This is a genomic window from Streptomyces sp. NPDC007162 (assembly GCF_040634175.1).
Lineage (GTDB): Bacteria > Actinomycetota > Actinomycetes > Streptomycetales > Streptomycetaceae > Streptomyces.
This window is the reverse complement of sequence record NZ_JBEYFC010000069.1, coordinates 1-13,099: the sequence shown is the minus strand read 5'-3', so window position 1 is coordinate 13,099 and position 13,099 is coordinate 1. Positions and strand designations below refer to the sequence as shown.

Genomic DNA, 13,099 nt, shown 5'->3' with positions numbered 1-13,099 from the left:
TACGTTTCATCCATTCGAGCCGTACGGGATGGAGGAAACGCACACCATGCCGGACCCCACGGTTCCCCCCACTCCGCCCGTGCCCCTGGCGGCCCTCCTGGCCCGCGAGGACCTCGCCCTGCGCCAGATCGCCGGACCCTCCGGCCCCTCCCTCGTCGTCCACGCGGCGCACACCTCGGAGATGGCCGACCCGTACCCGTACCTGCTCGGCGGCGAGCTGCTGCTGACGGCCGGAGTGCACATCCCGGACACGGCGGGCTCGGGGACCTACTTCGACGACTACGTGTCCCGGATCGTCGCGGCGGGCGGCGCCGCCCTGGGCTTCGGCCTCGCCCCCGTCCACGACACGGTCCCGGCCGCCCTCGTCACCGCCTGCGACCGCCACGGCCTGCCGCTGCTGGAGGTCCCGCCGGGGACCCCGTTCACCGCCGTCGCCCGCGCCGTCTGGCAGCTGCTGGCCCAGGCCCGCCTGACCGAGCTGCGCCGGGTCACCGACGCCCAGCAGAGCCTCGCGGCCGCCGCCTCCCGCCCCGACCCGGTCCCCTCGGTGCTGCGCCAGCTGGCGGTCCGGCTCGGCGGCTGGGCGGTGCTGTACGGCCCGGAGGGCACGGAGATCGCGTCGGCGGGCCGCGCGCCGGAGCCGCCGGTGCGCGCGTCCCTGACCGAGCTGGCGGAGGTCGTGCACCCCTCAGGTCCGGGCACCCCCACCTCCGCGACCCACGCCACCGCCGCCGCCCACCTCGCCGCCTACGCCCTCGGCACCGGCCAGGGCTTCGCCCTCGGCGTGGCCACCCCCGGCCGCGAACCGGGCGACCACACGATCGCCTCCGTGGCGGCGGTCCTCCTCACCCTCCTGACAGGCGACCAGCAGACCGGCTCGGGCGCGGCCCGTACGTCGGCACTCGTACGACTCCTGCTGGGCGGTACTGCGGAAGAGGTGGCTCTACTGCTGGGCAGCAGCGCCATCTGGTTCGTCGTGCACGCCTCACCGAACGACCGACGGGACCGTGCCCACCCAGGGGCGCGGGGAACTGCGCGACCAGCCCCCGCGCACCCGCAGCCGCCCGACCTCCTGGCCGCCACCGCCCTGGGCGCCGCACTCGGCTCGCCCCTCATCGACCCCGTAGGGGACATCGTCCAAGTCCTGGTCCCCGCCGACCGAACACCTGAGCCGCAGCCAGGCTGGACCCTCGGCGTCAGCGCCACCGCACCCGCACAGCACCTGCCGGCCGCGGCCACGCAAGCGGCCCGCGCTCTCGCCCGCGCCCGCGCGACCCGCACCCCCCTCGTCCGCCACACCCCCCGCCCCGGCGTGGCCGACCTGGTCCCGAAGGAAGAGGCACAGGCCCACGCCCGCACCCTCCTCGCCCCCCTCGCGGAGCACCCCGCCCTCACCGAGACCCTGCGCACCTGGCTCTCCCTGCACGGCAGTTGGGACCGCACCGCGGTCGCCCTGGCCGTCCACCGCAACACCGTCCGCCAGCGCGTCGCCCGCTGCGCGGCCCTGCTCGGCACCGAACTCGACGACCCGGACGTGCGGATGGAGCTGTGGTTCGCCCTGGGCCAGCAGTGACGCACGTCCCAGCGGACGATACGCAGGGGAACCGCACCGCCCCCTGCCTCACAATGTAGGCATGCCGATACCCGGGACACCCAGCCGCGCCGAGCTCGTCGAGCACCTTGTGAAGACCCGTATCGCGGGCGATGTCGCCACACCCCGCGAGAACAACCTGCTCCACTACCGCAAGCTGGCCAACGGCGAGCGCAACTGGTGGCTCGGACTGGAACTCGGCGACCGCTGGAGCGACGAGCAGGACGTGCTGGCCGTGATGGCCGAGCGGGTCGGGGTGAACGACGACGCGGAGTACCGGTACGGCCAGGACACCATCGACCCCGAGCTGACCGTGGACGGCCTGGACCGGCTGGCCGCACGGCTGCGCAAGGCGGCCGAGGGCAGACAGCGGGTGCTGTTCGCGACCGGCCACCCCGGCGGCCTGCTGGACGTGCACCGGGCGACGGCGGCGGCGCTGCGGGCCGCCGGCTGCGAGATCGTGGTCATCCCGGACGGGCTGCAGACGGACGAGGGGTACGTCATGCAGTTCGCCGACGTGGCGGTCCTCGAGCACGGGGCGACCCTGTGGCACACCCACTCCGGGGAGCCGATGAAGGCGATTCTGGGCGGGCTGGAGCGCGCGGGCCGGCCGCTGCCCGACCTGGTCGTCGCCGACCACGGCTGGGCGGGGTACGCGGCGCAGGCCGGCCTGGACTCCGTCGGCTACGCCGACTGCAACGACCCGGCGCTGTTCCTCGCCGAGGCGGAGGGCACCCTCCAGGTGGCCGTACCGCTCGACGACCACGTGCTCAGCCCGCGGTACTACGACCCGTTGACGGCGTACCTGCTGGCGGAGGCGGGACTGGCCTGACGCACCGGTGTGCGGCCCCCGTGAGACGGGAGCCGCACACCGTGCCCTGCCTGGCCCTAGACCCTCAGTTCATGCGGTTCCTGCGGTTCCTGGTCCGGTCGTGCCCGGTCGGCTCAGCCGAACCCGAGGCCGCCGAACCCGCCGAAGCCGCCGAAGCCACCGAAGCCGACGGCGGGGACGACCACGACCGGGACGACGGGGACCACGGGGACGACGGCGAAGCTGCGGAAGCCGCAGTTGTCGAACCCGCCGCCCCGGAAGCCGTTGCAGCCGAAGCCACCGGTGACGACGGTCTGGTGAGTGGAGGCGGGAGCCGCCGAGGCGGTACCCGCGGCGCCGATCGCCGCACCACCGGCCAGCAGCAGGCCGGCGGCGGACATCGCGGCGAGACGCCTCGCGCGCTGTACTCGCATGGGAAATACCTTTCTGCCGGACATACGTCCGCTACGCGGCACGTCCGCTATGCGGCACATGCACTGTGCGGCATTTCACTCATAGAGCTTAATCTCGGACAGGTCGGACGGCACGTCGGACCCTTACCCACCGTCATCGTCCGAGGTCCGGAGCGCGGCAGCCGCGCTCAGCTCTCCCGCGGGACGCGGACGACACCCTCCTGGATCACCGAGACGGCGAGCGATCCGTCCTGCGTGTAGATGCGGGCCTGTCCTAGCCCGCGGCCGCCGAACGCGGACGGCGACTCCTGGTCGTACAGCAGCCACTCGTCGGCGCGGAACGGGCGGTGGAACCACATGGCGTGGTCGAGGGAGGCGCCGACCACGTCGCCCACCGCCCATCCCCCGCGGCCGTGCGCGAGCAGGACCGAGTCGAGGAGGGTCATGTCGGAGACGTACGTGGCGAGGACGACGTGCAGCAGGGGGTCGTCGTCGAGCTTGCCGTTGGTGCGGAACCAGACCTGGCTGTGCGGCTCACGCGGCTCCCCGTACTTCCCGTACGGCGGCTCGTCCACGTAGCGCAGGTCGATCGCCTCGCGGGCCTCCAGGAACTTCTCGACCACGGCGGGCGGCAGATGGTCGTAGCCGCGCAGCCGCTCGGCCGAGGTGGGAAGGGTGACCGGGTCGGGCGCGGGCGGCATCGGGGCCTGGTGGTCGAGGCCGTCCTCGTACGTCTGGAAGGAGGCCGAGAGCGCGAAGATCGGCCGGCCGTGCTGGACGGCGACCGCGCGCCGGGTGGTGAAGGAGCGGCCGTCGCGGATCCGCTCGACGTTGTAGACGATGGGTGCGCCCGGGTCGCCGGCGCGCAGGAAGTACGCGTGCAGCGAGTGGGCGTGCCGGTCCGCCGGGACGGTGCGCCCGGCGGCGACCAGCGCCTGGGCCGCGACCTGTCCGCCGAAGACGCGCGGGACGACGGCGGACCGGGACTGGCCGCGGAAGATGTTCTCCTCGATCTGCTCCAGGTCGAGCAGGTCGAGGAGATCATTCAGTGCCTGGTTCATGGCACCTTTTCTACTGGCCGGGAATTGCGGAGGGCTTACAGGCCCATGTCCTTCGCGATGATCGTCTTCATGATCTCGCTGGTGCCGCCGTAGATCCGGTTGACGCGGTTGTCCGCGTACAGGCGGGCGATCGGGTACTCGTTCATGAAGCCGTAGCCGCCGTGCAGCTGGAGGCAGCGGTCGATCACGCGGTGGGCGACCTCGGTGGTGAACAGCTTGGCGCTGGCCGCCTCGGCGGGGGTCAGCTCACCGGCGTCCAGGGCCTCGGTGGCGCGGTCGACCACGGCCTCGGCGGCGTCCACCTCGGCCTGGCAGGCGGCCAGCTCGAACTTGGTGTTCTGGAAGGCGGCGACGGGCTGGCCGAAGACGACCCGCTCCTGCACGTACTGCTTGGCGAACCGGACGGCGGCCTTGGCCTGGGCGTAGGCGCCGAAGGCGATGCCCCAGCGCTCCGAGGCGAGGTTGTGGCCGAGGTAGTAGAAGCCCTTGTTCTCCTCGCCGAGGAGGTCCTCGACCGGGATCTTGACGTCGACGAACGCCAGCTCGGCGGTGTCGGAGGTCTTCAGGCCCAGCTTGTCGAGCTTGCGCCCGACGGAGTAGCCCTCCGCCTTGGTGTCGACCACGAAGAGGGAGATGCCGTGCCGGCGGTCCTCCTTGGTGGGCGCCGCGGTGCGGGCGCAGACGATCATGCGGTCGGCGTGCACGCCGCCGGTGATGAAGGTCTTGGCGCCGTTGAGGACGTAGTGCGTGCCGTCCTCGCTGAGCTTGGCGGTGGTCTTCATGCCGGCGAGGTCGGAGCCGGTGCCCGGCTCGGTCATCGCGATGGCCCACATCTCCTCGCCGGAGACGAACTTGGGCAGGTAGCGCTTCTTCTGCTCGTCGGTGGCGAGCAGCTTGATGTAGGGCAGGCCGAGCAGGACGTGCACGCCGGAGCCGCCGAAGGAGATGCCCGCGCGGGCGGTCTCCTCGTACAGGACGGCCTCGAACTTGTAGGAGTCGATGCCGGCGCCGCCGTACTCCTCGTCGACGCGGATACCGAAGACGCCCAGTTCGGCGAGCTTGTAGTAGAAGTCGCGGGGGGCCTGGCCGGCGGCGAGCCACTCGTCGTACACGGGGACGACCTCGGCCTCTATGAAGGCGCGGAGGGTGTCCCGGAACGCCTCGTGATCCTCGTTGTACAACGTACGGCGCACGGCCGCCACCTCCAGGCACGTCAGCTGTCTAAGCGCTTGCTCAGACTTCCAAGGTACCGGTGGGTAGGCCGATGGGTCCAGGGCACGGCGGCCTGCGACAGGGGTAACGCTCGTCACTCCCCCGCCGCCGCGCTGAACGCCCCCTTCGCCATGCGGTGCAGCAGGGCCGCCGTGGCCGCCCGGCCGGGGAGGGAACCCGGTCGGCCCAAGTGGGGGGTGGAGTTCAGGAGGCCGAAGACGGAGTGGACCGCCGAGCGGGCCGCGGGCTCCGGCAGGGCGGGGTGGACCTCCCGGACGACCTCCACCCACAGCTCGACGTACTGCCGCTGCAACTGCCGGACCAGTTTCCGGTCGCTGTCGCGCAGGCGGTCCAGTTCCCTGTCGTGCAGGGTGATCAGTGGACGGTCGTCGAGGGCGAAGTCGATGTGCCCCTCGACGAGGGAGTCGAGGACCTCCTCGGCGGGGACCCCGTCGGCCTCCGCCAGGCGCCGCTTCGCCCCCGTCAGCAGCTGTCCGCTGATCCCCACCAGCAGCTCCGCGAGCATCGCGTCCTTGCCCGCGAAGTGCCGGTAGAGACCGGGCCCGCTGATGCCGACCGCCGCACCTATCTCGTCCACGCCGACGCCGTGGAAGCCGCGCTCGGCGAAGAGCCGCGCGGCCTCCCTGAGGATCTGCTCGCGGCGGGTCGGGGCGTCGGTTCTCGTGACCATGAGGGCAATTCTAGACAGGGAGGTTAGCGGTCGTTAACCTGAGGGAAATGCGTTAACGCTCATTAACAAGGTGAGGGGATCGCGGGATGGACCAGGCACCGGAGCTTCAGAGCGCGGCGGACCCCGCGTCGGAGGCCTTTCGGGCCAACGAGGAGGCGCACCGCGTCCTCGTGGAGGAGCTGCGCGGCAAGCTCGCCGCGGCCGCGCTGGGCGGCGGTGAGAAGGCACGGGCGCGGCACACCGCGCGCGGCAAGCTGCTGCCGAGGGACCGGGTGGACACCCTGCTCGATCCGGGCTCCCCGTTCCTGGAGCTGGCCCCCCTGGCGGCCGACGGGATGTACGAGGGGGCCGCCCCCGCGGCCGGCGTGATCGCCGGGATCGGGCGGGTCAGCGGCCGGGAGTGCGTGATCGTCGCCAACGACGCGACCGTCAAGGGCGGTACGTACTACCCGATGACCGTGAAGAAGCACCTGCGGGCGCAGGAGGTGGCCCTCGACAACCGGCTGCCCTGTCTCTACCTGGTGGACTCCGGGGGCGCCTTCCTGCCCATGCAGGACGAGGTCTTCCCGGACCGCGACCACTTCGGACGGATCTTCTACAACCAGGCCCGGATGTCCGGCGCGGGGATCCCGCAGATCGCGGCGGTGCTCGGGTCGTGCACGGCGGGCGGCGCGTACGTCCCGGCGATGAGCGACGAGGCGGTCATCGTCCGCAACCAGGGGACGATCTTCCTCGGCGGTCCCCCGCTGGTGAAGGCCGCCACCGGCGAGGTGGTGACGGCCGAGGAACTCGGCGGCGGCGAGGTGCACTCCCGCGTCTCCGGCGTCACCGACCACCTCGCCGAGAACGACGCACACGCGCTGCGCATCGTCCGCGACATCGTCGCCACGCTCCCGGTCCGCCGCTCCCTGCCCTGGCAGGCCACCGCGGCCGTCGAGCCCAAGGCCGACCCGTACGGCCTCTACGGCGCCGTCCCCGTCGACTCCCGCACCCCCTACGACGTCCGCGAGATCATCGCCCGGGTCGTCGACGGCTCCCGGTTCGCCGAGTTCAAGAGCGAGTTCGGGCAGACCCTGGTCACCGGCTTCGCCCGGATCCACGGCCACCCCGTCGGCATCGTCGCCAACAACGGCATCCTGTTCTCCGAGTCCGCCCAGAAGGGCGCCCACTTCATCGAGCTGTGCGACCAGCGCGGGATCCCGCTGGTGTTCCTCCAGAACATCTCCGGCTTCATGGTGGGCAGGGACTACGAGGCGGGCGGCATCGCCAAGCACGGCGCCAAGATGGTGACGGCGGTGGCCTGCACCCGGGTGCCGAAGCTGACGGTGGTGGTCGGCGGCTCGTACGGCGCCGGGAACTACTCCATGTGCGGGCGGGCCTACTCCCCCCGCTTCCTGTGGATGTGGCCCAACGCCAAGATCTCGGTGATGGGCGGCGAGCAGGCGGCCTCGGTCCTCGCGACGGTGAAGCGGGACCAGCTGGAGGCGCGGGGCGAGGACTGGCCCGCGGACGAGGAGGAGGCCTTCAAGGCCCCGGTCCGCGCGCAGTACGAACGCCAGGGCAACGCCTACTACGCCACGGCCCGCCTCTGGGACGACGGGGTCATCGACCCCCTCGACACCCGGCAGGTGCTCGGCCTCGCCCTGACGGCCTGTGGCAACGCGCCCCTGGGTGAGCCCCAGTTCGGCGTCTTCCGGATGTGAGGAGGGGACTCGTGTTCGACACCGTACTCGTGGCCAACCGGGGCGAGATCGCCGTCCGGGTCGTCCGCACGCTGCGCTCACTGGGCGTGCGCTCGGTGGCCGTGTACTCCGACGCCGACGCGGACGCCCGGCACGTCCGGGAGGCCGACACGGCGGTACGGCTCGGCCCGGCGCCGGCGGCCGAGAGCTATCTGTCGGTGGAGCGGCTGCTGGACGCGGCCGCCCGCACCGGCGCGCAGGCCGTCCACCCCGGTTACGGCTTCCTCGCCGAGAACGCGGCCTTCGCGCGCGCCTGCGAGGAGGCCGGGCTGGTCTTCGTCGGGCCGCCGGCCGACGCGATCGCGCTGATGGGCGACAAGATCCGGGCCAAGGAGACCGTGCGGGCGGCCGGGGTGCCGGTGGTGCCGGGCGGCCGGGACCCCGAACTGGCGCAGGCGGCCCGCGAGCTGGGTGCGCCGGTGCTCCTCAAGCCGTCCGCGGGCGGCGGCGGCAAGGGCATGCGGCTGGTGCGCGACCTCGCCCTGCTGGACGAGGAGATCGCGGCCGCCCGCCGCGAGGCCCGCGCCTCCTTCGGCGACGACACGCTCCTCGTCGAGCGGTGGGTCGACCGGCCCCGGCACATCGAGATCCAGGTGCTGGCCGACGGCCACGGCAACGTGGTGCACCTGGGCGAGCGGGAGTGTTCGCTCCAGCGGCGGCACCAGAAGGTGATCGAGGAGGCGCCCTCGGTCCTGCTGGACGAGGAGACGCGGGCGGCGATGGGCGAGGCCGCGGTGCAGGCGGCCCGCTCGTGCGGGTACGCCGGGGCGGGCACGGTGGAGTTCATCGTGCCGGGCGGGGACCCCACGTCGTACTACTTCATGGAGATGAACACCCGGCTCCAGGTGGAGCACCCGGTCACCGAACTCGTCACCGGGCTCGACCTGGTGGAGTGGCAGCTGCGGGTGGCGGCCGGTGAGCGGCTGCCGTACGGGCAGGACGACATCACGCTGACCGGGCACGCGGTCGAGGCGCGGATCTGCGCGGAGGACCCGGCGCGCGGCTTCCTGCCGACCGGCGGCAGGGTGCTCCTGCTGGACGAGCCGGCCGGTGCCGGTGTCCGTACCGACTCCGGGCTCAGCGAGGGCACCGAGGTCGGCAGCCGGTACGACCCGATGCTGTCCAAGGTGATCGCCTACGGGCCGGACCGCGGGACCGCGCTGCGCAGGCTGCGCGCCGCCCTCGCGGAGACGGTCACGCTCGGCGTGGTGACCAACGCCGGGTTCCTGCGCCGGCTGCTCGCCCATCCGGCGGTGGTGGCGGGCGAGCTGGACACCGGGCTGGTCGAGCGCGAGGCGGACGGCCTGGTGCCGGACGCGGTGCCGGCGGAGGTGTACGCGGCGGCGGCGCTGCTGCGCCAGGGCGCGATGGCGTCCGCCGGCGGCTCCGGCTCCGGTTGGACGGACCCGTTCGCCGCCGCCGACGGCTGGCGGCTCGGCGGGCGGCGGGCCTGGACCCCGCACCACCTCCAGGTGCCAGGGCAGGAGCCGGTGACCGTCCGTGTGCGCAGCGCCCCGGAGGGGGCGGTGGAACTGCTGCTGCCCGGCCGGGAGGAACCCCTGCGGGGATCCCTGCCCCAGGCGCAGCCCACCGGGCACCGGTTCGGCTTCCGGCTCGACGGCGTCACGCACACCTTCGCCGCGCTGCCGGACGGCACCTGGCTGGGCCGCGACGGCGACGCCTGGCAGGTCCGCGACCACGACCCGGTCGCCGCCTCGCTGAGCCGCGCCGCGCACGCGGGCGCCGATTCCCTCACCGCGCCCATGCCCGGCACGGTGACCGTGGTGAAGGTCGCCGTCGGCGACCGGGTGACGGCCGGTCAGAGCCTGCTGGTGGTGGAGGCGATGAAGATGGAGCACGTGGTCTCGGCCCCGCACGCCGGCACGGTCGCCGAACTCGACGTGCGGCCCGGCGCCACGGTCGCCATGGACCAGGTGCTGGCCGTGATCGCCCCCGCGGAGGAGGACCAGTGACGCTGCCCATGGTCGTACCGGCCACCGATCTGCCCGCCCGGGTGCGGATCCACGAGGTGGGCGCGCGCGACGGCCTGCAGAACGAGAAGGCGACGGTCCCGACCGAGGTCAAGGCCGAGTTCATCCACCGGCTGGCCGACGCGGGTCTGACGACGATCGAGGCGACCAGTTTCGTACACCCCGAGTGGGTGCCCCAACTGGCCGACGCGGAGGACCTGTTCCCCCGGGTCGGCGATCTCTCCGGGGTCGCCCTGCCCGTGCTGGTCCCCAACCGGCGCGGTCTGGACCGGGCCCTCGCCCTGGGCGCCCGCCGGGTCGCCGTCTTCGCCAGCGCCACCGAGTCCTTCGCCAAGGCCAACCTCAACCGCACGGTGGACGAGTCGCTGGCCGTCTTCGACCCCGTCGTCCGGCAGGCGAAGGACGCCGGCGCGCACGTCCGGGGCTACGTCTCGATGTGCTTCGGCGACCCCTGGGAGGGCGCCGTCCCGCTCCACCAGGTCGTCCGCGTCTGCCGGGCGCTGCGCGACATGGGCTGCGACGAGCTGAGCCTCGGCGACACCATCGGGGTCGCGACCCCCGGCCACGTCCTCGCACTCCTCGCGCTCCTCAACGAGGAGGGCGTGCCGACCAACGCCATCGGCGTGCACTTCCACGACACCTACGGCCAGGCGCTCGCCAACACCTACGCGGCCCTGGAACACGGTGTGACGACGGTCGACGCGTCCGCGGGCGGCCTCGGCGGCTGCCCGTACGCCAAGTCCGCCACCGGAAACCTCGCCACCGAGGACCTGGTCTGGATGCTCCAGGGCCTCGGCATCGAGACCGGAGTCGATCTCGGCCGTCTCACCGCGACCAGCGTGTGGATGGCCTCGCAACTGGGCCGACCCAGCCCGTCCCGTACCGTACGCGCCCTCTCCCACCAGGAGTGACGACCATGGACCACCGCCTCTCCCCCGAACTGGAAGAACTCCGCCGCACGGTGGAGGAGTTCGCGCACGACGTCGTGGCGCCGAAGATCGGCGACTTCTACGAGCGGCACGAGTTCCCTTACGAGATCGTCCGCGAGATGGGCCGGATGGGCCTGTTCGGGCTGCCCTTCCCCGAGGAGTACGGCGGGATGGGCGGCGACTACCTGGCGCTCGGCATCGCCCTGGAGGAACTGGCCCGGGTGGACTCGTCGGTGGCGATCACCCTGGAGGCCGGGGTCTCGCTGGGCGCCATGCCGATCCATCTGTTCGGGACCGAGGAGCAGAAGCGGCAGTGGCTGCCGAGGCTCTGCGCCGGGGAGATGCTCGGCGCGTTCGGGCTCACGGAACCCGACGGCGGCAGCGACGCGGGCGCCACCCGCACCACGGCCCGCCTCGACCCGGCCACCGGCGAGTGGGTGATCAACGGCAGCAAGTGCTTCATCACCAACTCGGGCACCGACATCACGGGGTTGGTGACGGTCACCGCGGTCACCGGCCGCAAGCCCGACGGCAGGCCGCAGATCTCCGCGATCATCGTCCCGTCCGGCACCCCCGGCTTCACGGTCGCCGCCCCCTACTCGAAGGTCGGCTGGAACGCCTCCGACACCCGGGAGCTGTCCTTCGCCGACGTCCGGGTCCCCGCCGCCAACCTGCTGGGCGAGGAGGGCCGCGGCTACGCCCAGTTCCTGCGCATCCTGGACGAGGGCCGGATCGCCATCGCGGCCCTCGCCACCGGTCTGGCCCAGGGCTGCGTGGACGAGTCGGTGAAGTACGCGAAGGAACGGCACGCCTTCGGCAGGCCCATCGGCGCCAACCAGGCCATCCAGTTCAAGATCGCCGACATGGAGATGAAGGCCCACACCGCACGCCTGGCCTGGCGGGACGCGGCCTCCCGGCTGGTGGCCGGCGAGCCCTTCAAGAAGGAGGCGGCACTCGCCAAGCTCTACTCCTCCACGGTCGCCGTCGACAACGCCCGCGACGCCACCCAGGTCCACGGCGGCTACGGCTTCATGAACGAGTATCCGGTGGCCCGGATGTGGCGGGACTCCAAGATCCTGGAGATCGGCGAGGGCACCAGCGAGGTCCAGCGGATGCTGATCGCACGGGAGCTGGGGCTGGTGAGCTGAGCCCGAAGGTGAAACTGCGTCCGGACCGGGTCGTCGCCGGGCGGGAACGGGTGGGACGAGGGCTGGACAAGATCTGAGGTTAGGCTAACCTAAGCAACGACTTGTCCGGCGGTGTTTCCGCACGTCCGAAAGCAGCCACCTCTATGCCCCACGTCAGTGCCGCCCGCCTCACCCGCCGTGGCATCCTCGCCGCCGGTGGCGCACTCGGTCTCGGTGCCACGCTCGCCGCCTGTGGTGACGGCGGCAAGAGCGCGGGCTCCTCCGACAAGGAGACGACGGCCGCCGAGTCCGGTCCCTGGACCTTCAAGGACGACCGGGGCACGACCGTGAAGCTGGACAGGGTCCCGGCGAACATCGTCGCGTTCGTCGGGGTCGGCGCCGCGCTGTACGACTACGGCATCGACGTGAAGGGGGTCTTCGGTCCGACGAGGACCAAGGCCGGCAAGGCCGACGTCCAGGCCGGCGACATGGACGTCAGCAAGCTGACCGTCCTCGGCAACGCATGGGGCCAGTTCAACGTCGAGAAGTACGCGGCCCTCGCCCCCGACGTCCTCATCACCACGATGTTCGACGGCGCCGGCACCCTCTGGTACGTCCCGGACGAGTCCAAGGACAAGATCGCCGAGCTCGCCCCGAGCGTCGGCATCTCGGCCTACGACCGCCAGCTCACCGTCCCGCTCCAGCGCGTCTGGGCCCTCGCCGAGTCCCTCGGCGCCGACATGACGGCCGGCAAGGTCACGGACGCCAAGAAGCGCTTCGAGGCGGCGTCCGCCCGGCTGCGCGCCGCCGCCAAGGCGCACCCCGAGCTCAAGGTGCTGGCCGGCTCGGCCGCCGAGGCCCTGTTCTACGTCTCCGGCACCGACCTCTCCGTGGACCTGGAGTACTTCAAGGCCCTCGGCGTGAACTTCGTCGAGCCGCCGGAGTCCGCCAAGAAGCAGGGCGGCGGCTGGTACGAGTCGCTGAGCTGGGAGAACGTCGACAAGTACCCGGCCGACATCATCATGATGGACGACCGCTCGGCGACCATCCAGCCCGCCGACATCACCCAGGCCACCTGGAAGAAGCTCCCCGCGGTCAAGGCCGGCCAGGTCATCGCCCGCTCCCCCGAGCCGATCTTCTCCTACGACAAGTGCGTCGGGATGGTCGAGAACCTCGCCAAGGCGCTGGAGACGGCGAAGAAGGTCAGCTGACCCTCCGCAGGCACATCCGGACAACTTCCTGAGTCCCAGGAGCCCATATGACGACGGCCGTAGCCGCCCCGTTCCGTTTCTTCTCCCTCCAGGTCGCGCGGACGAGGCGGCTCGGTCCGTCTCTGGTCCGGGTCACGTTCCGCGGCGCCGACCTGGCGCACTTCCACTCCCACGGGCGCGACCAGTCCCTGTCCCTGTTCCTCCCGGCCGAGGGGTGCGCCGAGCCCGCCGTCCTCCAGCCAGTCGAGGGTCACCGGGTCCGCGTCGGCGGCCTCGGCTCCGGGCGCGGCCTGCGCCTGCTTCGTGCCCAGCGCCCAGCT

At 72.2% G+C, this 13,099-nt stretch carries 12 protein-coding genes; 8 read left to right on the top strand and 4 right to left on the bottom strand.

The annotated features are described in order from the left end of the window. The first annotated feature begins 46 nt into the window (after positions 1-46). A complete protein-coding gene (locus tag ABZ646_RS11415; protein ID WP_360516127.1) occupies positions 47-1,573 on the top strand; it encodes a PucR family transcriptional regulator in 1,527 nt (508 codons plus the stop codon). Between the two features lie 61 nt (positions 1,574-1,634). Next, positions 1,635-2,423, top strand: a complete 789-nt coding sequence (locus tag ABZ646_RS11410) for a phosphatase (RefSeq protein WP_360516124.1) — start codon at positions 1,635-1,637, stop codon at positions 2,421-2,423. A gap of 113 nt (positions 2,424-2,536) precedes the next feature. Here ABZ646_RS11410 and ABZ646_RS11405 read toward each other — a convergent pair whose 3' ends face one another. The 4 genes from ABZ646_RS11405 to ABZ646_RS11390 all read right to left on the bottom strand — a co-directional run bounded on the left by ABZ646_RS11405 (position 2,537) and on the right by ABZ646_RS11390 (position 5,779). Continuing rightward, positions 2,537-2,836, bottom strand: a complete 300-nt coding sequence (locus ABZ646_RS11405) for a hypothetical protein (RefSeq protein WP_360516121.1) — start codon at positions 2,834-2,836, stop codon at positions 2,537-2,539. Between the two features lie 167 nt (positions 2,837-3,003). After that, complete coding sequence (locus ABZ646_RS11400) at positions 3,004-3,876, bottom strand: acyl-CoA thioesterase II (RefSeq protein WP_360516118.1); 873 nt, start codon at positions 3,874-3,876, stop codon at positions 3,004-3,006. 35 nt (positions 3,877-3,911) lie between these two features. Next, positions 3,912-5,069: an acyl-CoA dehydrogenase family protein gene (locus tag ABZ646_RS11395; RefSeq protein ID WP_360516115.1), complete on the bottom strand. Its 1,158-nt coding sequence runs from the start codon at positions 5,067-5,069 to the stop codon at positions 3,912-3,914. Positions 5,070-5,182: 113 nt separating this feature from the next. Next, positions 5,183-5,779, bottom strand: coding sequence for a TetR/AcrR family transcriptional regulator (locus ABZ646_RS11390; protein WP_360516112.1), 597 nt, complete (start codon positions 5,777-5,779; stop codon positions 5,183-5,185). 86 nt (positions 5,780-5,865) lie between these two features. Between ABZ646_RS11390 and ABZ646_RS11385 the strand changes: the two genes are divergently transcribed. The 6 genes from ABZ646_RS11385 to ABZ646_RS11360 form a co-directional block, all read left to right on the top strand. Continuing rightward, the gene (locus ABZ646_RS11385) at positions 5,866-7,482 is read left to right on the top strand and encodes a carboxyl transferase domain-containing protein (RefSeq protein ID WP_360516109.1); all 1,617 of its coding nucleotides are present in this window, start codon (positions 5,866-5,868) and stop codon (positions 7,480-7,482) included. Positions 7,483-7,493: 11 nt separating this feature from the next. Further along, positions 7,494-9,494 carry a biotin carboxylase N-terminal domain-containing protein gene (locus ABZ646_RS11380; protein WP_360516106.1) on the top strand — a complete coding sequence of 667 codons (2,001 nt, stop codon included), beginning with the start codon at positions 7,494-7,496 and terminating at the stop codon, positions 9,492-9,494. An 8-nt stretch (positions 9,495-9,502) separates the two neighbouring features. Next, on the top strand, positions 9,503-10,423 hold the full coding sequence (locus tag ABZ646_RS11375; RefSeq protein ID WP_360516157.1) for a hydroxymethylglutaryl-CoA lyase: 921 nt from the start codon (positions 9,503-9,505) through the stop codon (positions 10,421-10,423). Positions 10,424-10,428: 5 nt separating this feature from the next. Then, on the top strand, positions 10,429-11,589 hold the full coding sequence (locus ABZ646_RS11370) for an acyl-CoA dehydrogenase family protein (RefSeq protein ID WP_360516103.1): 1,161 nt from the start codon (positions 10,429-10,431) through the stop codon (positions 11,587-11,589). Between the two features lie 143 nt (positions 11,590-11,732). Next, positions 11,733-12,779, top strand: a complete 1,047-nt coding sequence (locus ABZ646_RS11365) for an ABC transporter substrate-binding protein (protein WP_360516100.1) — start codon at positions 11,733-11,735, stop codon at positions 12,777-12,779. Between the two features lie 47 nt (positions 12,780-12,826). Then, on the top strand, positions 12,827-13,099 hold a 273-nt coding region (locus ABZ646_RS11360; RefSeq protein WP_360516097.1), incomplete at its 3' end, for a siderophore-interacting protein.